This window comes from Singulisphaera chitinilytica, assembly GCF_049331405.1.
Lineage (GTDB): Bacteria > Planctomycetota > Planctomycetia > Isosphaerales > Isosphaeraceae > PoT.
Genome location: NZ_CP186274.1, coordinates 9,102,630 through 9,122,847 on the forward strand (window position 1 = coordinate 9,102,630; position 20,218 = coordinate 9,122,847).

18 protein-coding genes are annotated in these 20,218 nt (G+C 66.8%); 11 read left to right on the forward strand and 7 right to left on the reverse strand.

Going from position 1 to position 20,218, the window contains the following annotated elements; translation table 11 throughout:
* Nucleotides 1-80 precede the first annotated feature (80 nt).
* The 3 genes from ACOYYX_RS35395 to ACOYYX_RS35405 form a co-directional block, all read right to left on the reverse strand.
* Nucleotides 81-1,172, reverse strand: coding sequence for a YncE family protein (locus ACOYYX_RS35395; RefSeq protein WP_422927367.1), 1,092 nt, complete (start codon nucleotides 1,170-1,172; stop codon nucleotides 81-83).
* A 22-nt stretch (nucleotides 1,173-1,194) separates the two neighbouring features.
* The gene (locus tag ACOYYX_RS35400) at nucleotides 1,195-2,238 is read right to left on the reverse strand and encodes a DUF1559 domain-containing protein (RefSeq protein ID WP_422927368.1); all 1,044 of its coding nucleotides are present in this window, start codon (nucleotides 2,236-2,238) and stop codon (nucleotides 1,195-1,197) included.
* A gap of 382 nt (nucleotides 2,239-2,620) precedes the next feature.
* Nucleotides 2,621-3,997 (reverse strand): Gfo/Idh/MocA family protein, encoded by a 1,377-nt coding sequence (locus ACOYYX_RS35405; RefSeq protein WP_422927369.1) that lies wholly within the window; start codon nucleotides 3,995-3,997, stop codon nucleotides 2,621-2,623.
* A gap of 987 nt (nucleotides 3,998-4,984) precedes the next feature.
* Here ACOYYX_RS35405 and ACOYYX_RS35410 point away from each other — a divergent pair.
* A complete protein-coding gene (locus tag ACOYYX_RS35410; RefSeq protein ID WP_422927370.1) occupies nucleotides 4,985-5,827 on the forward strand; it encodes a hypothetical protein in 843 nt (280 codons plus the stop codon).
* A gap of 1,049 nt (nucleotides 5,828-6,876) precedes the next feature.
* Here the strand turns inward: ACOYYX_RS35410 and ACOYYX_RS35415 are convergent.
* Nucleotides 6,877-7,773, reverse strand: a complete 897-nt coding sequence (locus ACOYYX_RS35415; protein ID WP_422927371.1) for a hypothetical protein — start codon at nucleotides 7,771-7,773, stop codon at nucleotides 6,877-6,879.
* Between the two features lie 649 nt (nucleotides 7,774-8,422).
* On the opposite strand from ACOYYX_RS35415, the gene ACOYYX_RS35420 reads away from it, so the two are divergent.
* Nucleotides 8,423-9,139 carry a TIGR00266 family protein gene (locus ACOYYX_RS35420; protein ID WP_422927372.1) on the forward strand — a complete coding sequence of 239 codons (717 nt, stop codon included), beginning with the start codon at nucleotides 8,423-8,425 and terminating at the stop codon, nucleotides 9,137-9,139.
* A gap of 73 nt (nucleotides 9,140-9,212) precedes the next feature.
* Here ACOYYX_RS35420 and ACOYYX_RS35425 read toward each other — a convergent pair whose 3' ends face one another.
* Complete coding sequence (locus tag ACOYYX_RS35425) at nucleotides 9,213-9,902, reverse strand: class I SAM-dependent methyltransferase (RefSeq protein ID WP_422927373.1); 690 nt, start codon at nucleotides 9,900-9,902, stop codon at nucleotides 9,213-9,215.
* Nucleotides 9,903-10,229: 327 nt separating this feature from the next.
* Between ACOYYX_RS35425 and ACOYYX_RS35430 the strand changes: the two genes are divergently transcribed.
* From ACOYYX_RS35430 to ACOYYX_RS35470, 9 genes are all read left to right on the forward strand, one after another.
* Nucleotides 10,230-11,303 carry a nucleotidyltransferase domain-containing protein gene (locus ACOYYX_RS35430; protein WP_422927374.1) on the forward strand — a complete coding sequence of 358 codons (1,074 nt, stop codon included), beginning with the start codon at nucleotides 10,230-10,232 and terminating at the stop codon, nucleotides 11,301-11,303.
* Nucleotides 11,303-12,013, forward strand: coding sequence for a hypothetical protein (locus tag ACOYYX_RS35435; protein ID WP_422927375.1), 711 nt, complete (start codon nucleotides 11,303-11,305; stop codon nucleotides 12,011-12,013). The genes ACOYYX_RS35430 and ACOYYX_RS35435 overlap by 1 nt, the downstream gene beginning before the upstream one ends.
* Nucleotides 12,014-12,211: 198 nt before the next feature.
* Complete coding sequence (locus ACOYYX_RS35440; protein WP_422927376.1) at nucleotides 12,212-14,440, forward strand: FTR1 family protein; 2,229 nt, start codon at nucleotides 12,212-12,214, stop codon at nucleotides 14,438-14,440.
* Nucleotides 14,441-14,477: 37 nt separating this feature from the next.
* A complete protein-coding gene (locus ACOYYX_RS35445) occupies nucleotides 14,478-15,116 on the forward strand; it encodes an iron transporter (RefSeq protein WP_422927377.1) in 639 nt (212 codons plus the stop codon).
* Between the two features lie 333 nt (nucleotides 15,117-15,449).
* Nucleotides 15,450-15,740, forward strand: coding sequence for a hypothetical protein (locus tag ACOYYX_RS35450; protein ID WP_422927378.1), 291 nt, complete (start codon nucleotides 15,450-15,452; stop codon nucleotides 15,738-15,740).
* Nucleotides 15,741-15,836: 96 nt separating this feature from the next.
* A complete protein-coding gene (locus tag ACOYYX_RS35455; RefSeq protein WP_422927379.1) occupies nucleotides 15,837-16,004 on the forward strand; it encodes a Sec-independent protein translocase subunit TatA/TatB in 168 nt (55 codons plus the stop codon).
* Between the two features lie 55 nt (nucleotides 16,005-16,059).
* Nucleotides 16,060-16,281, forward strand: a complete 222-nt coding sequence (locus tag ACOYYX_RS35460; protein ID WP_422927380.1) for a Sec-independent protein translocase subunit TatA/TatB — start codon at nucleotides 16,060-16,062, stop codon at nucleotides 16,279-16,281.
* 106 nt (nucleotides 16,282-16,387) lie between these two features.
* The gene (tatA, locus tag ACOYYX_RS35465; RefSeq protein ID WP_422927381.1) at nucleotides 16,388-16,702 is read left to right on the forward strand and encodes a twin-arginine translocase TatA/TatE family subunit; all 315 of its coding nucleotides are present in this window, start codon (nucleotides 16,388-16,390) and stop codon (nucleotides 16,700-16,702) included.
* 45 nt (nucleotides 16,703-16,747) lie between these two features.
* Entirely contained in the window at nucleotides 16,748-17,299 is a 552-nt protein-coding gene (locus ACOYYX_RS35470; RefSeq protein WP_422927382.1) for a hypothetical protein, read from the forward strand.
* 98 nt (nucleotides 17,300-17,397) lie between these two features.
* On the opposite strand, the gene ACOYYX_RS35475 is transcribed toward ACOYYX_RS35470, so the two are convergent.
* Both ACOYYX_RS35475 and zwf read right to left on the reverse strand, forming a co-directional pair.
* A complete protein-coding gene (locus ACOYYX_RS35475; RefSeq protein WP_422927383.1) occupies nucleotides 17,398-18,543 on the reverse strand; it encodes a glucose-6-phosphate dehydrogenase assembly protein OpcA in 1,146 nt (381 codons plus the stop codon).
* Between the two features lie 102 nt (nucleotides 18,544-18,645).
* On the reverse strand, nucleotides 18,646-20,199 hold the full coding sequence (gene zwf, locus ACOYYX_RS35480; protein WP_422927384.1) for a glucose-6-phosphate dehydrogenase: 1,554 nt from the start codon (nucleotides 20,197-20,199) through the stop codon (nucleotides 18,646-18,648).
* Nucleotides 20,200-20,218 lie beyond the last annotated feature (19 nt).

Here is a 20,218-nt window from a genome sequence, read left to right on the forward strand (position 1 = left end):
TCGTCGGCCTTCCGACGACCTCCCCGTCGAGCGATCCCCCATGCGGCTCGACCATGGACATGGCGGACGCCCCGGCCGATTCACTCGGGGAGGCGGTACTCTCGAATCTCGGCGGGTCGGTTCCTTGCCGAGGGAACGGCGACATAGATCGTGCGCCGCTCGACGACCAGGATCCCCGTCCGGCCGTGCGGCGGCAGGGATGCCCCTCCCATCCTCGAGGGTACGCCAGCCTTGTCGATGGCGAAGACGTCGAGCGAGGCCCCGACCCCTCCTGGGTCGCTCGCGTTCGGCAGGGTCCCTCCCCCGATCACGGCGACGATCCCGGAGCGCGGGTCGAAGAAGAGGTCGTCGGATTCCGGAGGGCAGGGGGTCTCGCCGAGGATCGACCCGTCGTGCGTGCTCAGGCAGATCAACCGAGACGGCCTCCTCGCGACGATGAACAGCCGGTGGTTCGCCGGATCCAGGGTCATCGGAAAATTGCCCGCCCGCTTCGCGAGCTTGCGCTCCCAGAGTGGATCGCCACTCCGACGGTCCAGCCCGAACACCGAGCCGTCTTCCGCCGACCGTTTCCCCGCGGGGACGTTGGCGAAGATCCCCGGGCCCGACGGGTCGAGTTGGAATCCCTCGGGCATCCTCGGCAATCGCAGGGTCCGCTCGCAGGCCAGCGTCTCCCCGTCGAAGCAGGAGATCCCGCCGGGCCCGGCCCCCCCGAAGCTCACCCAGACCTTGCCGTCGGGATCCACCCGGACGTTATCCGCGTCGTCTCCGACCGCGACCGATCGGTCGGCCGCGAGCGTGCGGGCGTCGAACCGGTGTAACCGGCCGTCGTCCCCCGTCGAGACGTAGACGGACCGGCCGAGGACGCCGACGCCCTGCGGCCCCCGGAGCCCCGCGACGGACCCCACTCGCGTCCCGGAGTCCAGGTCGATCACCTCCAGCGAGCCGTTGGCCACGCAGGCGACGAACAGCCGATGCGTCTGCGGGTCGTACCGCATGTGATCCATCCGGCCAACGATCCCCGTCCGATCCGCGGGCCCGCGAACGCCCTCGAGAGTGAACGTCCGCGCGAGCGTGGGGGCCGGGCTTTTCGCCTCCGAAACAGCCGGGGCCGCCTGGAAGTCGGCTCCCAGGAGCGCCGGCAAGGCGGAAAGGATGAGAGTTCGCCAGGTCATCGGACCACCTCCAGTCCTGGGATCAGTAGGCGTCGCCACCCACGACCTCGCCGCCGGCGATGGTCCCGAGGGCACGCCACGTCATGCCGTCGACCGAGCTCTTGACGAACCGCGTCGACCCGTCGCCGAAGAGCACGTTGACGCCGCCGGGGTGGTAGCTCCGCGAGGTGATCGCCGAGAACGACGGGCCTCCCAACTCCTGGTTGATCCCGTTGAGGTCCAGGTCGAGCCCCAGATTCCACGACGCCGTCCCCTTGATCGCCTTGTTCGGGGGCCACGAGGTGGTGAAGCCGGAGGAGTGGACGTTGCCGTCGGACCATTCCGTGTGGAATTCGAACTGGGCCGCCCCGACCAGCGTCGGGTTGCACGTGTTGTACTCGGGCGCGACGGTGAACGGGTCGGCGTTCGGCGGCGGGACGCTCGATGGGTTCTGGATCATCGACAGGGCCGTGCTGCGGCAGTTCGCCGATGCCTGCTGCGCCTTCACCTCGGAGACGAACATCGTCTGGCTGAGGCCGTCGGTGATCTCCGCGAACCGGCGGGCCTGGTTGGTGCTGAAGGCCGCCCCGTTGTAGGGCCCGCTGAAACCACCCCAGATGAACCAGTTCCCCTGGCAGACCGCGTAGCTATTCACGCCGGCGTAGCCATAGTCGTGGAGATATGGCTGCGTCTTCGGGTCGCTGGGGCAGTCGAAGACGCTCACGTTCATCGCGACGGCCGTGGTGTTGACCGGATCTTCCTTCCAGACGCCGAAGTTCGCCGAGTTATAGAGCGAGTTCTGCTCCAGGAAGGGCAAGATGCGGGCCAGGGCGCTCCACCCATTCGTCCAAGAGACCGTGTTGCCGGTCCCCCTCCCCACGTAGGCGGGGGGCAGGGCGCCGTTCGCCGATTCGTAATTCTGGAACGCGAGCCCGAGCTGCTTCAGGTTATTGAGGCACTGCGCCCGCCTGGCCGCCTCGCGCGCGGCCTGGACCGCCGGCAGCAGGAGGCTGATGAGCACGGCGATGATCGCGATCACCACCAGCAGTTCGATCAGGGTGAATCCTCGGCGTCGACGAGCGGACATGATGGCCCTCGCGAATCGATTAGGCTTACACCTGTAGGGGGCCGGTCATTGTTTCAAAAATCATTGCAGATGGGAACACCTTGAAAAAAAAGAACATCCTATTCTCCCCTCTGCTTGCCGTCGTCGCGGGACCACAACCCCGGGCGTCAACCCGACCCCGGCCGCTCCCGCGTAATTCGGCAATGCGACGCCCGGGAGATCGCCGGCCGGCCTCGAGCCTCCTCAACTCGAAAACGCCAATAACTCCATCTATCCATATCTTTTCAGATCATTTCTCTTTACAAATACAATCGCCGATCAAACGACGCAAGGCCCCTCGGGGGGAGAGGGGCTCGGGCGTCGGCCGATCGGCGGCCGAGATGAGGCATGCGAGGGGACTGGCTCAGACCTCGATCTCGAAGCCCTTGCGGCGCTCGCGGGTGATGAAGGATTGGGCTTCGGAATCATCGACGATGCGCTCGTGCTCGGGGTCCCAGCGGATCGGGCGGCCGAGGCGGGCGGCGATGCCGGCGAGGTGGCAGGTGGTCAGGGCGCGGTGGTGGGTCCAGACGTCGGAGACCGGCTCCTTGCGCGAGACGACGCAGTCGAAGAAGTCGCGGATGTGATCCGTCGGGGGGCGGTCCTTGTAGAGGGCCTCGAGCGCACCGGCGGGGAGGGGCTTGGTCTTCATGTCGTCGACGGCCTGGCCGCGGAGCTTGCCGCGGGCGACGAAGATGGTACCTTCGGAGCCCTCGAAGACGATGCCGTTCTCACCGTCGTGGCGGATGTCCATCTCCATCCCATCGGCATATTTGGCCCTGAGGAGGAACTCGGTGGCCGTGTTATATTTCGTGTCGTCGGTGGGGTAGCCGTCCTTGAACGGGACGGGGTGTTTGACCATCACCGGGTCGACGGAGATCGGGCCGGTCGCCTCCTTGCCCATCGCCCAGGTCGCGATGTCGACGTGGTGGGCGCCCCAATCCGTCAGCTTGCCGCCGGAATACTCGTACCACCAGCGGAACTCGTAGTGGCAGCGAGACCAGCTCTTGGTCTCGCCGTGGTCCCCGGCGAGCGAGCGGTACTCGGCGAACGGCACGGGGCCGAGCCAGAGGTTCCAGTCGAGCCCCTTGGGGGGCGCAACGACCGGGATCTCGGGGCTGCTGTCGGCGGCCCCGATGACGCAGGTCGCCTTCTTCAGCTTGCCGATCCGGCCGTCGCGGATCAGGGCGATCGCGTTCAGGAATGTCATCTCGCTGCGCTGCTGGGTCCCGACCTGGACGACCCGGCCCGTCTTGCGGGTGACCTCGCCCATCTGCCGACCTTCCTCGATGGTGAGGGTCATCGGCTTCTCGCAGTACACGTCCTTGCCGGCCTTCATCGCCTCGATCGCGACCTTGGCGTGCCAGTGGTCGGGCGTGGTGATGTGGACGATGTCGATGCCTTTATGGTCGATGATCGCCCGGTAGTCGAGCACGCTCTCGGGCGACTTGCCGTTCCACTCGTTCACGAGCGAGGCGGCGCGGGCCCTGCGGGTCTCGTCGACGTCGCAGACCACGACGTAGTCGCCGAGCTTGGCGAAGTGGGGGGCCGTGCCGTGGGGCCCGGTCAGCCCCGACGCCTTCTGACACCAACGACTCCCCGTCCCGACCGCCGCGACCCTCGGGCGATCATTGGCCGAGGCGAAGCCCAGGGCCCTCGGGGACCGGCCAAGCGACATCGCGCCTGCCCAGAGCAACGTGGTCTTCAATGCGCCGCGACGATTGAGGGTCGGTCCGTTCATGGCGTTCGTCCGCTCGGTGATCGGGAGTGTAGGGAATGGAGATGCGACAGTCGTTAACTACCATAACGGTCGGCACCGAAACAGGCTCTGCCGATGGCCGGGAGCCGGCAGGATACCGGGGGTGAGGCCGGCATGTTACCTTTTGTAAATTCCTGGTGTTTTCACTTCTTCACATTCCTTGACGCTCAAAGTGTCATGATTCGATCCCGAGGTCTTGAGTCCGGCCGGGCGTCGGGGATAATCCCGGAGGAAGCCCGCCGCGGCGGCATGCCCGATATGCTCCCTTCCGCCGCTGCGAAGGCCACCATTCCGCGTCGATCGATGCGACGGGAGTCACAAACCTGTGGCCCGGCGTAGATTCAAGGACCTCAAGTCGTGAAATCGAGACCCGAATCCGAGGCGAAGGGCAGGGGAGGCATCAGAGGCCTCGAGGATGCGTCCCGGGGGCGATGCTCCCTCCTTTGGCCAAGGAACGTCTTGCGCGAGGCCCGAAGGGGCATCCTGGATGAATCGTTCGGTTTCGTGCAGCGACGCCCGGGAATGACGACCTGAACGATTAATTTGGGAATCCGTTCGACTCGTCCTTGACTGGACCCGCTCTGGTGTCGTACTGTGAGGCTCTTCGATCTGTCCCGTTCTGCGGACGGATCAAACGTTTCGTCAGTCGACCGCCCATCTTCCGATGGGGGTCCTTCTCTTAACTTATCGACCACCAATCTGGGATCACGTTCGCGGAGGCCTGAGGCCGTCCGACCCCCTCGGTCCGACCTCGTTGCGCTTCTCGCGGATCGAATCCCCGTCCTTCGTCCGTCTGATCCGGCTCCTCTTCCGCCGCAACGATCCAAAAATCAGGTTCTTTTCATTCGTTGCCGTATGGCCGAGCAACGCAAGGCTTCCGCGCGCCTCATTGGGAGTCGCGCCGGGGCCAGGGACGTTCGGCCCCGGTGTTTCCCCCCCACGCGCCGTCCGCACATCGAGGTGCTTTCCGTGAGACTCGTGTTGGCGATGTTCCTGGTCGTCGGACTGCTGACCGGCGCCGACCGACCTGCGACTGACCTGGATCGGCTGCAAGGGACGTGGAAGACGGAGCTGATCGAGTCGGACGGTAAGGCGGTCACGACGCTCGGCGACAAGCTCGTCATCGAGGGGAACCGCTTCAAGGCGTCGGGGACATTGGTGATCGAAGGGGTCATGAACTTCCGCGCCGACGACCCGAGCAAGAAGCTGGACAAGGAGATCCGCCGGATCGGCGGCAAGTCGCACACGGCCAGGTATGTCGGGCTCTGCTCGGTCGAGGGGGACATCCTCAAGGAATGCCTGGGCCTCGCCGGGACCGCGCCGCCCACCGAGTTCGTCTCCAAGGCGGACGGCAACCACGTCTTCGACACCTGGAAGCGGACCGAGGGCAAGGTGGACGCGGGGATCGAAGGGAGCTGGAGCCTGGCCGAGCGCGTGGTCGTCGGCTGCCGGCAATCGAGCCAGCGGAACCGCGGGATCACCATGACGATCAAGCGGAGCCTGCTCGACGGGCAACTCCACTACACGATCCGCAATGAGTTCGAAGGCCGAGGCCGCATCGAGCTGGACACGTCGGCCAAGCCCAGGCGGATCAACCTGATCAGCGAGTCGGGCTACGAGAGCGACCACCTCTACGGGATCTACCGGCTCCAGGGGGATCGCTTCATGAACTGCTTCGGCGTGAACCAGCGGGCCAGCCGCCCGTTCGAGTTCGTCACCAAGCCGGGCGACCTCCGCTGGCTGACCGTCTACAAGCGCGACGCCCCGACCAAGCCGACCACCAAGTTCGCCAGCGTCCCCGTCAAGCCCTGACGGCCCTGCCGATTTGAGCGGACCGGCGAACGGGGCTCGACTTCAAGACCGAGAATCGGGCGAACCGAAATCGAGCGACCTGCGTCTTGAAGGGCGAGTCATCCATGACCATGGATCGCCGCCCGGGCGGCGGCTCGCTCGTCGATCCCCAGGCCGTCGTCCTCGCGATCTTCGGCCGCCCGATCGTCACCGATCCGCCGCTCGAGCACCGTTTCTGCTTTCGCGATTTGGGGTGGAGGTCGTTGTTTAGGCGAGATACCGGTTCGGCAGGATTCTCGTCGCGACGCGAGCAGACGCCTTCCGCATTTCTGGGCCTGTTTGTGGCCGCTCGCATGAACCAGGGCCCGACCCAAAGCAAGGGCCGACCCCCCGTCTTTGGGGGCCGTGATTGGCACAATCAGGGGAACGCAGCGTCGAGATTCCGACTGTAATTAGCCCCGGCCTTACGAACTCCGGTCTCTTTCCTGGGTGGCCGCGGTTGGAACAACCGGGGGCGTGCAGCGACGAGAGGTTCTTCTCAATACGCTCGGCCGAAACCAGAAGCCATCCCTCTTTCCCCGTCCGATCCGCAAGCCCTCCGCGCTCTTCCGGGCTGGCACTCGGCCCGCGACATTGCGGAGGACATGCGGCCGGCCCGCCCTCGATCTCGCGCCCGCGAAACGCGCCGGGTAGATCGCAGAAGGGCCCCTGATCTCGGCGGGGCGAACTGCAATTGGCCTCTCGTCGCTGCGCGACCCCGATTGTTCCAATCGCGGCCACCCCATGACGAGGAGTCGAGCTGGGTTTGTAGCAGCGTTCTCGTCAATTCTGGGGCTGTGGGGAATCGCAGACAGCCCCCGATCTCGGCAGGGCAAACCGCGGCCGACCTCTTGTCGCTGCGCGACCCAGGTTGTGCCGACCCGGGCCACCCTTAATTTTATTTTCACTTCAGCAATAGGATTGCAAGAAGGGGCCTCAAGAGGATGAGTCGTGTGAATTCCCGATCGATAACGGCGCGGCTGGAAGCCGGTCACCCGCTTGATCCTCGGAGAGGCGACTCCCTCGTCGCATCAGTCGAGGCTCTTGCGCCGGCGGGCCTGCCGCACGACGAGGCCGACGGACGCCGCCAGGAAGGTCGCCAGGTTCGTCGGCTCGGGCGTGGGGACCGGGAGGCCCGAGGGGGTCAGGAGGAAGACGTCCGAGACGTTGAAGCCGAACTCCGACGTCCCGCCGGTGAAGACGGCCTGCGCCAGGATCGAGCCGTTGTTCGAGAATCCGAGGATGTTCATGCCGAAATATTTGGGATCATCGCGAATGGCGGCGGGGAGGAGCGGATCGAGCGGGACATGGTTGAACTGGTAATCCTGCAGGTAGGTGCCGTGGTCGTCGGTGATCACCACCTGGTTCAGGTCATTGATCCTCATGCTGACATACGGATTGAAGCGCCCCGCCGGGGCCGGGTTCGTGTCGGGCACCACGGTGAGGTGGCTGAGGGTGCCGTCGGCCTGCTTAAAGGCATAGCTCCAGGAGGGGCTATCGCGGGAATCCGAGATCGTCGAACCCTCGCCGGGGACGATCCCTATGACCGAACCCTGGGAATTCTCCCAGATATCTTTCATGGGGTAGAAGACGGGTGTCGGCGGGTTGGTGCCGAAGTACCAGATGTACGTCCCCGGCACGCTCACATCAGGGTTGGCGGCGTCGAAATGGTTGACGGACATCGGGAAGTCATAAGTGACGCCCGTCAGGCTGTTCTTGACGACGCCATCGGGGCCGAGGGTGCCCAGGTATGTGCCCGTCGCGGCACTGACGCCACTGCCGAGGGCGCTCAGATTCAGGTCGGACGATGAGCCGATGTCGGTGACGTTAAACGTGGGATCGGCGTGGGCGAGGGGGCCGGTCGCGAGCGAACCGAAGAGGAGCCCCAACCAGAGCGCGGACTTGCGGGCAGTCGCGTGGACGTCCATGTTGCCTCCGTACATCCTTGCATCAGGCGGGGGGACTCCGATATTAGTCGTTCCTGACAAGGCGTCAAGCAGCATATCCGCATCGCGGGGCCCGCGACCTCAATACAGGAGGCCGCGGATCGGACCGAAACCGCCGAGTGGCAATGGGATGGGTCGCCTGCACCGATCTCTCGTATTTTTTCGCTGCACGATCCTGCTTCGTGATAATTTGACGAATTGAACATCTCTTGCAGACGCTTGCGTTGCCCGGCGCGGCCTTCCTTTCCACGCCACTCCACTTCGCGATGACTCCGGGTGATGACTCGCCTCGGCCGGGAAGGGAGTGCAGTCGAGCCCGGCCTCGGGCTACGCCGGGACGGCCTCCCCATGCCGATCCATCACATCTCCAAATCAATCAACTGCTCTCGATCGATGGGCGTTGCCGCATGGCCGGGCCGGCTCGTGTTTTGCGATTCGAAATAGGTGGATCGCAGTGAGGCGATCGACGCGAAGTGGGTGGAGGCCCGCGCGAAGCGATAGGGTCTTGCATTTCGCGGGGGGTCTGTGAATATCCCGGCGGGGGCGACGAAATCCTCTCATCGAACGAGGCAAGGGGGTTCGCCTTGCCGGACGAATCCAAAGGGTCGGTCGCCGATCGGAGTTTCCTACGATGAAGCATGAGATTCTCTATCAGCCGTCGTTCAGCCTGGCGGTGGTCTCGCTCGATCGGGGCGAGCAGATCCTGGCGGAGTCGGGGGCGATGGTCAGCATGTCGCCGACGATCCGGCTCGAGGCCAAGATGGCGGGGGGCGGCGTCTTCGGCGCCCTCAAGAGCGCGGTCGGCGGCGAGTCCCTGTTCCGCACGACCTTCACGGCCGAGACCGGCTCCGGCGAGATCACGCTGGCCCCCTCGGCGCTCGGCGACATCCTCGCGATCGAGATGACCGGCAACAAGTTCTTCGTCCAGCCGGGGAGCTACCTCGCGGGCGACACCCGGCTCAACATCAACGTCCAGGGGAGCATGCGCGGGATGCTCTCGGGCGAAGGGCTCTTCCTGCTGACGGTGCAGGGGAGCGGCCTGCTCTTGCTGTCGTCGTTCGGCGCGATCCACGTCAAGCACCTCGCGCCGGGCGAGGAATACATCGTCGACACCGGCCACATCGTCGCGTTCGAGGAGACGGTCGACTACAAGCTCGAGAAGGCGACCGGCAAGACGCAGGGGGTCGGCGGGTTCCTCAAGGGGATGATGCAGTCGGCCCTCTCGGGCGAGGGCTTCGTCTGCCGGTATCGGGGGCCTGGCCGCGTCTACATCCAGACCCGGCAGTTCCCCGGCTTCGTCCAGCAACTCCTGCCGTTCCTGCCCAAGTCGAACCCGAGCGGCGGCTGATCCTCCTGCGGAGTGGGTTCACGTCCCGGCCCGAGGCCTCGGGCCGGGATCATCGCATCGAGATGTTTGCGGATCAAGCCGGCTTGCGGCGGATCCGGTGCAAGGTCCCGCGGACGTGGCCCATCTCGGCGTCGGTCTCGATGGAGGAGTCCTCGCAGACGAGGCCTCGGGCGTTCAGGGCCTGGGCGATCCCCTCGGTCGCGACGCGGTAGGGGCCGGCGACGAGAGCGAATCCATCCGGCGCGAGCATCTTCGCGAGCAGGTCGGCAACGAGCGGGACGAGCCGGTGCTCATAGAGGACGTCGGCCCCGAGGATCACCGGGTACTGGGTCTCCGGCAGCTCGCGCCAGTCGAGCCGCTCGGTGGTGCAGTGCGAGGGGTCGAAGCCATTGGCCTCGACGCTCCTGGCGACGAAGCCGAGGGAATCCTCGTCGTAGTCGGTGAAGTTGACATGCAGTCCGCGTCCCACGCCGACGAGCCCGGCGAGGCCCAGTCCGCAGCCGATCTCGAGGGCCTTCGTCCCCTCGGCCCAGGGCTCGCGCCCGACGGCCTCGGCCAGCAGGAAGGCCCCCGGCCAGAGGTAGGCCCAGTACGGCATGTAGTCATCCTGCCGGTTCAACGCCCGCACCGCCGGGTCGTCGAGCAGCCGATCCGGATCCGCCGGCCGGACCACCTTGACCTCTCGCCCCCCGAAGCTGAAGGCCGACGTCGACGTCGGCCCCCCATAAATCCCGCTCGTCTTCAACGGCGTCCGCGTCTCCATCCCCAACCCCATCCTCTCCAGTCACCCATGCGGCCCCGGCAAGCTCGTACAACGTTCGAGGCCCGTCCCCGCCATTCTCGACGAAATCGCCCCGATTGAAAACCGGGAGCCGAGGATGGGTCCCGTCACCGTCGGCGAGTATCCTCCGACGACCAAGCCATCGGCGGAGAAGGCTCCCTTCCGGGTCGAGACCCGATCAGGACCGAGTCCGCACCGAATCAGGTTGGACCCTCCGCGCCCACAGGGGTATACTTCACCTCTCGGAATGGTGTCCGAGCCAGTCACCCTTACCTGGTGTAACCTTTGATCTCCCAAGGCATACCGTAAGTGGCGACATCAGAAGATCCCGTCCAGCAACTGTCCGAGCGGCTCGGCATTCAGTGGCGAGCCATCGCGGATGCAACCTCGGCCTCCGAGGCGAGGATGAGGACGCTCGACGCCCAGCTCGGCCAATTCACGACCGAAGATACGAGCATCGTGGTATTCGGATCGCTCGCCCGGCACGAGCTCACCTCGGGGAGCGACCTCGACTGGGTGCTCCTGGTCGACGGGATCGCTGATCCGGAACACCTCGGGGCCTCGCTCGACATCGAGGCTCGCCTGAAAGAGCAGGCGGTGAAGGGCCCCGGAGCCGAGGCGACTTTTGGCGGCCTGGCCTTCAGCCACGACCTGATCAATTACATCGGCGGGGGCGACGACACCAACGCGAACCTGACCCGACGCATGCTGCTCCTGCTCGAATCCGCATGCATCGGGCGGAACGATGCCTATCAGCGGGTGATTAACAATATCCTCGGCCGATACATTCGCGAGGATTACGGCTGGATGCACACCTGGAACCCCAGGAACGTGCCCCGGTTCCTCCAGAACGACATGGCCCGATACTGGCGGACCCTGGCCGTCGACTTCGCCTACAAGCGGAGGCAGCGAGCCGGCCGGGGCTGGGCCCTCCGCACGGCTAAGCTAAGGCTTTCCAGGAAGATAACTTACGCCTCGGGGCTCCTCATCTGCTTCGATTGTGCGATCAATCCTCCTGAAACGGTCATCGCTCCCGGGGTCGATCCCGAGTCCGCCGCCCTGGCGATCGTCGACCACCTCTCGAAGCTCGTGAGTTTGCCCCCCTTGGGCCTCTTCGCGAAGCTCTTCCTCCAGTTCGAGAACCTCAAGCCGGCGGCCTCGAAGCTGTTCGGCGCCTACGACGAGTTCCTCCGGCTCCTCAACAACGACGACATACGCAGTCGGCTCGACGAGTTGGGGCAAGCCGAGGCCGCGACCGACCCCGTCTATCAGCAGGTGAGGGATATCGGCCATGAGTTCCAGGGCGCACTCGACGCCGTCTTCTTCGACCCGGCCGGTTGCCCCGAGATCCATGAGCTGACAAAGACATACGGAGTCTTCTAATGCGTCCTCTCGGCTTTTCCACGGGGGCCATCGCCCCGGGCAACCTCGACGAAGCGCTGAGGATGCTGGACGGGATCGCCGTCGAGGCGGTCGAGCTCTCCGCGCTCCGCATCCGGGAGCTTCCGGAGTTGCTCGACTTCGCCGAGAGGACGGACCTGGGCCGATTCTCCCACGTCTCGATCCACGCCCCCACGGATTACTCGGCCGAGCAGGAGGCCGAAGTCGTCGAGCGACTCTCCGCGCTGAGCGACCGGGGATGGCCGATCGTCGCCCATCCCGACACGATCCGCGACTACAGGCTCTGGAAGCAGTTCGGGCCGCTCCTGCTCATCGAGAACATGGACAAGCGCAAGCCCTTGGGGAGGACCGTCGAGGAGTTGAGCCGGGTCTTCGACGAGTTGCCCGACGCCCAGATGTGCTTCGACATCGCCCACGCCCGCCAGGTCGACACTTCCATGACCGAGGCCTACAAGATCGCGAAGGCCTTCCGTTCCAGGATCAAGCAGATCCACATCAGCACCATCGGCTCGAGCAGCAAACACGCCCCGATTTCGCCGAGTGCCGAGCGTTCCTTCCGGTCATTGGCCTCCCTGATCCCCATTTCGGCCCCTGCCATCCTGGAGACGCCCGTGCGAGCGGATCAGTTCGAGGAACAACTCGCGATGGCCGCTCGCTCCCTGGAGATGTCCCTGACCGGCCAGATCGGCTAGGGTCCGGATTGCGGGAATTCATCGTCAATCCTCCCCCGACGCATCAAACCCGCTGCGCCAGGCGAATAGTGTTTGACGGTCTCGTGAGGGGACGACTATAATTCGTTGAGATTGAATCTCAATGACGATGGCTCCGTGCCCGCCGGTCGTGCCTTCCAAAGGCAACCAAAGATGCAGCAGGGATTGGTGAGAAATCGCATGCGATTCGCGTTGATTCTGGCCTGGCTGTCGGCGATGGCGGCGACGCAGGCGAGGGGAGCGTCCGAGGTCTCCGGCAAGGTCGAGATGCCGGATATCTGCCGGCCGGAGGTCAGCCCGGCGGTCGCGAGCCTCGAGCCGGCTCAAGGAACGACGACACCAGCCGCCCCGGCATCGAACGGGCCGACGGAGATGACGCTGGTCGACCAGCGAGGATTGCAGTTCGTGCCCAGGGTGCAGGCGATGACCCTCGGCGGGACGGTGCAGTTCCACAACTCCGACTCCGAGACCCACAGCGTCCACACGGTCACCCCCGGCTTCGGCTTCAACATGTCGATGGGGGCGAACCGGTCCGAGAACTGGGTGCCCGAGAAGGCGGGGGTGGTGCGCCTCGCCTGCGATGTGCATGGTCATATGAAGGGGTATATCGTCGTCTCGCCGTCCCCGTGGGTGGCCGTCTGCTCGCGCGAGGGGCGATTCAAGTTCCGCGACGTCCCCGCGGGCCGGTACACGCTCAAGGTCTGGCACGAGATGGGCGATCCCTTGACCAGAGAGGTTGAGGTTCGCGAGGGGAGCGACGTTGGACTCGAGGGCCTCACGCTGACGACGACGGCCGTGGCCACGGGGAAGGCGGCGGTCGCCCCGGTCCTGCCCTGGACGCAGGTGATCGACAACATCAGCGTGAACCTCGCGGCGAGCCTCGAGTCCGCCTCTCGCCCCGGCCAGCTCAAGAAGGCGAGGCGGCTCGCCGAGGATTCGTACTGGGGCGAGTTCGAGGTCTCCGACATGGAGACGGCCGTCCGCATGCACCTGGGCTTCGCCCGCAAGGGGGAGCTCGAGGGCAAGTTCTACGCGATCTTCTCGGCCGTGCGCAAGGTCGCCGACGGCAAGCTCCCCGCCAATCAGCTCGCCGACCTCAATCGCGACCTGCTGCTCGACCTGGTGAAGGCCGCCAACGAGCTGAATAGCAAGGGGGTCACCGACTCCAAGCACCTCCACATCAAGGGGGCCGCCGCGAATAAAGCCGCGGCCGCAGACGCCTCCGTCTCCTCCGTCAACCCCCGAGAGCAGCTCGCGAGGCTCACGCGAGGGTTGAATCGGATCCGGGAGCAGGCCGAGAATGGCGAAGCCTCCGAGGCGGCCTCGGCGATGACCACCGTCTACTTCAGCGACTTCGAGCCGATCGAGCGCTACCTCGACGCCCGCAAGCCCCAGGAGGTCCGCCCGCTCGAGATCCGGTTCAACGCGATCCGGGGCGAGGTCGATTCGGGGCTCAAGGGGGCCGACCTCTCGGCCCGGTTCGACGGCCTGGTGGCCGAGGTCGAGACCGCGCTGGCGAAGTGCGAGGCCCAGCGATCCGGCACCTTCGGCCCGGCGTTCGTCGAGTCGCTCGTCCTGATCCTCCGCGAGGGGATCGAGGTCATCCTGCTGCTGACGATGCTCCTGGCCCTGGTGGCCAAGACCGAGCAACCGGGGGCGTTGAAGGCGATCTGGTGGGGCGTCGGGCTGGCCGTGGTGGCGAGCGCCCTGACGGCCCTCGGATTAAACCTGCTGGTCTCGTCGGCGAGGGGGAGGGCCCGCGAGGTGGTCGAGGGGCTGGTGATGCTCGCGGCCTCGGGGGTGCTCTTCTACGTCAGCTACTGGCTGATCTCGCAGAGCGAATCCAAGCGCTGGATGGACTTCCTCAAGCGGCATGCCAAGGTCGGCGGCGTGGGGACCCTGGCGCTCACCGCCTTCCTGGCCGTCTACCGCGAGGGGGCGGAAACCGCCTTGCTCTACCAGGCCATGATCGGGGCGCAGGGTCAGACCCGGCCCGGCATGATCGGCCTCCTGAGCGGGATCGGCGTGGGGCTCGTGCTGCTGGTGGGGGTCGCCATCGTGATCCGGGCCACGAGCGTCAGGCTGCCGCTGCGGGCCTTCTTCAAGGTCTCGGGGATCGTCCTGTTCGGGATGGCGGTCGTCTTCGCCGGCAACGGCGTCTTCGAGCTGCAATCCTCGGGGATGCTGAAGACGACGCAACTGAGCTGGCTCTCGTGGCTGGGCGAAGGCGTGCCGCTGCTCGGGATCTATCCGACGGTGCAGACGATCTCCGTCCAGGCTCTCATGCTGGTCGGCGCAGGTCTCGCGCTGGCCTTGCTGCTCTCGGGCGACAGCTCCGCCGCCCCGGCGGGTGCGCCGGCCTCCAAGCCGCCGCTCGGCCCCGCCCCCACGGCGGGCGCCCGGGTCTGAGCCCTTCGGTCCGCATTCGGTTGGAGGAGGTAGCTTCGTGCTTCGACGCTGGGCAGGCCCATTGATCTCCGCCTTCATCCTCGGCGGCGTGATCCTCGTGCTCGTGATGAACTTGAACCCGTCGACCCCGACCAGGGCGACGGAGGGAGGGGATCCTAGGGACGGCGCCCCGGCGAAAGCCCCCGAGGATCCGGGCGAGGGGGAGAAGACCGCCGGCTTCCGGGAATACCCGATCGGCGAAGAGGTCATCAAGAACAACATCAAGGTCGTCGCGGTCTGGCTCCCCCCGGTCCAGATGGAGGGGATGGCCGACATGGGGGGTGACCTCATCCACATGGAGGCCGACATCCACGCGACCGACGGGAACCCGAACGGCTTCGCGAAGGACGAGTTCGTCCCCTACCTGAAGGTCCACTACAAGATCACCCCGGCGAAGGGGGGCGAGCCGATCCAGCAGGGGGACATGGTCCCCATGGTCGCCCGCGACGGCCTCCACTACGGCGCCAGCGTGGCGATGCCCCCGAAGGGGGACTATCGCCTGACCTACGAGATCAAGCCCCCCTCGGCCGGCGGCCTGGGTCGGCACTCCGACGCGGCCACCGGCGTCGCCGGCTGGTGGGAGCCCTTCAACGCCGACTTCGAGTGGGATTGCCCAGGCCCCGGCGCCAAGCCCTGATCCGGGCTTCACCCGCCCCCTTTGCCCATCGAGACGCCCCGCGAATTCCAGGGCCCGGCCCTGGAATTCGTTTGACAGCGGGGCCCGCTCCGATACCATTGAGTCAGTAAACCCTCCCCGCGTCGTCCCTGTCGAGACGCATGGGCTCGGTCGGTGCCGATCTGTCGGCCCTCCGCCGAACTTATATTCCCACCGTGAACACTCCGGTTTTCCGATCGGTTCGAGGGCGCCTTGCCCCTCGGGTCGCTGTATCATGGAACTCTCGCCGAGCGACGGCGGGCGTCGGGGTGGTCTCTTGCGCTGGCAACCTGTGGGAAGGGGAGTCTTGGGTCCATGAGCGGTCTGGGAACAACACTGGCGTTCCTGGGATCCATGGGCCCGAGGGAGATCCTCGTGGTGGCGGTCGTCGCGCTCGTCCTCTATGGGCGAGCCGGTGCGATGACCCAGCGCCACGTCCAGGCCTTACGACCCGGCCAGATGCTCCGACGCCGCTGGGCGCGGACCCTGCCGGGGCTCTCGAGCCTGGGGGACCGGCTCTTCTGGTTCTTCGCCATCACCGCCGCCGCGGCCGTGGCCGCCTGGATCGTCACGAGTGCCCTGGTGAGCAGCCGGGGCACTGGCTGACGACGGCCGACCGCGTCCCGACGACCTCGCCACGCGTGCCCGAGCCCAGGGCGACGGCCCTCGCATCCGCGTCCTTTTCGCCGGAGGATTGAACCAATGCTGCCTCTCGCCTTCCTTCCGAACCTGGGCGCGACCGAGCTGATGGTCGTCGCGTTCGTCTCGCTTTTGATCTTCGGCAACCGCCTGCCGGGCCTCGCCCGCTCGATGGGCAAGGGGATCGTCGAGTTCAAGAAGGGACTCGCCGGGGTTGAAGACAACGCCTGAGCATACGAATTCATGATGACGCATTCGTGCGTCTTTTCGCCGGAGGAGTCCGACCATGCTTCCTTTCGCCTTCCTTCCGAACCTGGGCGCGACCGAGCTGATGGTCGTCGCGTTCGTCTCGCTCCTGATCTTCGGCAACCGCCTCCCCAGCGTCATGCGGTCGCTCGGCAAGAGCGTCACCGAGTTCAAGAAGGGGGTCAGCGGGATCGAGGACGACATCGACCAGGCCGTCACCGCCGACACCAAGAAGCCGACCCCGCCGCCGTCGGAGGTCTGAGATCCGAGCCGGGCCTGCCGGCCTCGCGCGACACGGCGCGGACGTGATATCGCTTCAACGACAGCAGAGAACCAGACAGATCGATCCACAACGGGGGCGTTCCTGAATGTTACCCAACCTTGGTCCGATGGAAATGATCGTGGTCATGGGGGTCGCCGTGCTCCTCTTCGGCAAGCGATTGCCCGAGGTGGGCCGCTCCCTTGGCAAGGGGATCATCGAGTTCAAGAAAGGCCTGCGCGGGATCGAGGACGAGTTCGACCTCTCGGCCACGACCAGCCCGCAGGTCCCCTCTCGCCGTTATGAGGAATACTCGGCCCCCAAGTCGACCGACTCGGCCAGCCTCTCGGTCCCGAAGTTCGAGCCCCCGACGACGGCCCCGATCGCCCGAGGCGAGCACGAGGCCTCGACGCCCACGGACTGACCGGAATCGCCCTCGAAGACGAACTCGCGAGGAGGCTCGGCCGGGATGATCGAGGATGAGCTCTTCGCGGCGATCGACCCGATCATGAAGGACTGCGGGGCGATCCCTGAGGAGGGGGAGGAGTATCAGGCTCCCCCCCTGGACGTCCTCCGCTACTACCGACGCCCCGTCCGCCTGCACTGGATCCCCTGGCTCGGCCGGGCCCTGAGCGTGGTCGCGGTGGTCCGCCAGCCGGTGGATGTCGGCTTCGCCGCCGATGGCGCGGCCTATCATCGATTCCTCACCCGCCTGGCGATGGCCGTCAACGGCCGGTTCCCCCCGTGGAAGGGGGATCGCGGGCTGGTGATCGGGCTGACGACCCTGGTCCTCACCCCCGAGCCCATCGGCCCTGACGAGGACAAGGCCCTGGCCCTCTCCATGAAGCCCCTCGGCAGGACCCGCGTCGTGCCCCTGGGGCTCCTCCGGGTCAACCTCGGCCAGGAAGCCCTCTCATTCGCCCTCGCGTCGGACCCCGACAAGCTCTTCCCCGAGCCCGAGCTGCTGACCGACGCCCTCACCCCGAAATTCAGGCGCTACGTCTCGCTCTACACCGAGTGACCGCCGCCATCGCCGCAGCCAGAAACGAAGAGAGCCTCCGAGGCACGGGCCCGGAGGCTCTCTTCGTTGATGGTCACCTTGTCTGGATGCCCCCAGGCTCAGGCCTCGAGGAGCCAGAGGGCCAGGGGCAGGGCGTGGCGGAAGGGGGGGTCGTCGCGGGACGACTCGAGGGCGGCGGAGACCCGGCGGATGTGGTCGGGCTCGGGGGCCAGGACCATCCTCGGGAGGCAGCAATAGCTCGGGCTCGACACGTTGATGCGGACCTCGCCCGACTGGTCCGAGACGCGACGGAGGCCGAACGTCTCGACCCCCTCGGCCGCCTTCGCGGTGAGGGTCGTGGCCCGCATGAGGCTCGACTCGAGGCCGGGGACGACCTCGGTGACGATCTCGACCTTGACCGGGCCCGACGGCCCCTGGAAGGTCGCGGCGAGCCGCCCGGGTGAGCGATCCGGCGTCCCCTGGGGCTTCCAGCCGAGCTGGCCGGCGAGCCAGGCCGCGAGCCAGATCGCGGGGCGAGGGGCACCGTCGAGGCTCGGGGCGGCGACCTCGATCTTGACCGCGTTCAGGCGGCCGATGATCTCATGGTGGAAGGGGGGGTCGAAGAACTGCGCGACGAGCTCTCGCCAGCGGGTGAGGCCGCACCAGGCGACGTCGCGGCCGTGGGAGGTCACGGCGGGGTCGAAGCCGAGCTTGAGGGCGGCCGTCTCGGCGGCGGGATCCGGCAGGTCGAGCAGGAGCCGGCTGCACTCGCTGGCGAGGTCGCGGAAGAGGGCCTCGTCGCGGAGCGGGTCCGACGTCCACCAGAGGACGAACGGCAGGTCGGCCTCGAGCAAGGGGCGGACGGCCCCCGCGACGAGGTCGATCGACTCGTCGCCGGCCCTGAGCACGATCCTCTCGCTGCAGACCTGGGGCAGGCCGGGGGCCGGGAGGTGGCAGAGGGCGGAGACCTCGGCCGCGATCGAGCGCCCGGGGCGGTCGCTCAGGCAGACGACGATCGCCCGGCAGGGGTAGCGGGCGGTCACGCCGTCGAGCACGTCTCGCAGGCTGCCGCACTCGGCCCCCCTCGTGACGACGACGAGGTTCGCCAGGGCGACCCGGGTCACGTGCGGGTTCTCGAGGTCCGGCCCGCCCACGCGCTCGGCGGCGGGCCCCCAGAGCCGGGTCAGCTCGGTTTCGACGTCCTGGAGGTCCGTCACCGGGACCCCCTGGCCACTCAGGAACGCGTCAGATGCCGACTCGGCCATGATTGGGGCTTCCTCAACGGGGACTCGCGAAGGGTGGGCGGCGCCCGACCTTCGCGATCATAACCGATCTTTCACGTCCGAGAAAACGGGCGAGCGGTCGGCTCAGACCCGGCGCCAGGTGACGCCGTCCCCCTCGACGAGCTTCTCGGCCGAGTCGGGCCCCCAGGTGCCGGCCGGGTAGGGGACGGGCGGCGGGGCGCCCTCGCGATTCCAGGCGTCGAGGATCGTCGTGCAGAAGCGCCAGGCGCTCTCGACGGCGTCGGTCCTGGTGTACAGCGTCGGGTCGCCGAGCATCACGTCGAGCAGGAGCCGCTCGTAGGCCTCGGGGGGCGGGGTGGCGAAGGCGGTGCCGTAGCGGAAGTCCATCCGGACCTCCTGGAGCCGCCGCCTCGAGCCGGGGACCTTGGCCTGGAAGGCGAGGCTCGCCCCCTCGTTGGGCTGGATCCGGAGGATGAGCAGGTTCGCCCCGTCGGCCTCGTCGGCTTCGACCTCGAACATCTGGGTCGGCGGCTGGCGGAACTGGATGGCGATCTCGGAGGCCCGCTTGGGGAGCCGCTTGGCCGTCCGTAGGTAGAAGGGCACGCCGGCCCAGCGCCAGTTGTCGAGCGTCACGCGGAGGGCGACGTAAGTCTCGGTGCGGGAGTCGGGCTTGACCCCCTTCTCCTCGAGGTAGCCGGGGACGTCCTTGCCCTGGATCGAGCCGGCGGTGTACTGGCCGCGGACGACGTATTTGTCCACGTCCTCGGCGGTCCACTTGGGCAGGGCGTCGAGCACCTTCACGCGCTCGTTGCGGACGGCGTCGGCCGAGAGGTCGACCGGCGGCTCCATCGCGACGAGGCAGAGGAGCTGCATCAGGTGGTTCTGCACCATGTCGCGCAGGGCGCCCGACGTGTCGTAGTAGCCGCCTCGGCCGCCGGCCATGCCGAGCTCCTCGGCCACGGTGATCTGGACCGAGGCGACGTGGCGCCGGTTCCAGATCGGCTCGAAGATGGCGTTGCCGAACCGGAGGGCCAGGATGTTCTGGACCGTCTCCTTGCCGAGGTAGTGGTCGATCCGGTAGACCTGGCTCTCGTCGAGGACCTGCGAGATGTCCCGGTTCAGGGCGCGGGCGCTGGCGAGGTCGTGGCCGAACGGCTTCTCGATGACCACGCGGCTCCAGGGGCTGTCCTGCTGGCTCGGGTAGACGAGCCCCGCCTTGCCGAGGTGGTCGATGATCGTGGAGAAGTATTCGGGGGAGACGGCGAGGTAATAGAGGCGGTTGCCCCGGGTGCCGTAAGTGGCGTCGAGCTGGTCGAGCCGCTCCTTGAGCCGAGCGTAGCCGGCGGGGTCGTCGAAGGTGCCGGAGACGAAGGCGATCCGGTTGGCGAACTCGGGCCAGGCCTCGGCGAAATCCGGGCCCGCCCCCTTGGACAGGCTCTTCTCCAGCTCCGAGCGGAGCTGCTCGTCGGTCCAGTCGCGGCGGGCGAACCCGACGATGGCACACTCGGACGGCAGGTTCCCCCCCAGCGCCAGGTGATAGAGCGCGGGGACGAGCTTGCGGTGGGTCAAGTCGCCGGTCACGCCGAAGAGGACGACCGCGCAGGGCTCGGGGACCCGGGTCCTGGGCAAACTCTGCCGCAACGGGTTGGCGTCCGCCACCCCCAACGAGTCCGTCATCCGCAAACTCCCGCCTGGA

Excerpts from the sequence above, each read along its gene's own strand:
- ACOYYX_RS35395 (WP_422927367.1), bottom strand. The coding sequence starts at position 1,172 with ATGACCTGGCGAACTCTCATCCTTTCCGCCTTGCCGGCGCTCCTGGGA.
- ACOYYX_RS35400 (WP_422927368.1), bottom strand. The coding sequence starts at position 2,238 with ATGTCCGCTCGTCGACGCCGAGGATTCACCCTGATCGAACTGCTGGTG.
- ACOYYX_RS35405 (WP_422927369.1), bottom strand. The coding sequence starts at position 3,997 with ATGAACGGACCGACCCTCAATCGTCGCGGCGCATTGAAGACCACGTTG.
- ACOYYX_RS35415 (WP_422927371.1), bottom strand. The coding sequence starts at position 7,773 with ATGGACGTCCACGCGACTGCCCGCAAGTCCGCGCTCTGGTTGGGGCTC.
- ACOYYX_RS35420 (WP_422927372.1), top strand. The coding sequence starts at position 8,423 with ATGAAGCATGAGATTCTCTATCAGCCGTCGTTCAGCCTGGCGGTGGTC.
- ACOYYX_RS35425 (WP_422927373.1), bottom strand. The coding sequence starts at position 9,902 with ATGGAGACGCGGACGCCGTTGAAGACGAGCGGGATTTATGGGGGGCCG.
- ACOYYX_RS35435 (WP_422927375.1), top strand. The coding sequence starts at position 11,303 with ATGCGTCCTCTCGGCTTTTCCACGGGGGCCATCGCCCCGGGCAACCTC.
- ACOYYX_RS35440 (WP_422927376.1), top strand. The coding sequence starts at position 12,212 with ATGCGATTCGCGTTGATTCTGGCCTGGCTGTCGGCGATGGCGGCGACG.
- ACOYYX_RS35450 (WP_422927378.1), top strand. The coding sequence starts at position 15,450 with ATGAGCGGTCTGGGAACAACACTGGCGTTCCTGGGATCCATGGGCCCG.
- ACOYYX_RS35455 (WP_422927379.1), top strand. The coding sequence starts at position 15,837 with ATGCTGCCTCTCGCCTTCCTTCCGAACCTGGGCGCGACCGAGCTGATG.
- ACOYYX_RS35460 (WP_422927380.1), top strand. The coding sequence starts at position 16,060 with ATGCTTCCTTTCGCCTTCCTTCCGAACCTGGGCGCGACCGAGCTGATG.
- tatA (WP_422927381.1), top strand. The coding sequence starts at position 16,388 with ATGTTACCCAACCTTGGTCCGATGGAAATGATCGTGGTCATGGGGGTC.
- ACOYYX_RS35470 (WP_422927382.1), top strand. The coding sequence starts at position 16,748 with ATGATCGAGGATGAGCTCTTCGCGGCGATCGACCCGATCATGAAGGAC.
- ACOYYX_RS35475 (WP_422927383.1), bottom strand. The coding sequence starts at position 18,543 with ATGGCCGAGTCGGCATCTGACGCGTTCCTGAGTGGCCAGGGGGTCCCG.
- zwf (WP_422927384.1), bottom strand. The coding sequence starts at position 20,199 with ATGACGGACTCGTTGGGGGTGGCGGACGCCAACCCGTTGCGGCAGAGT.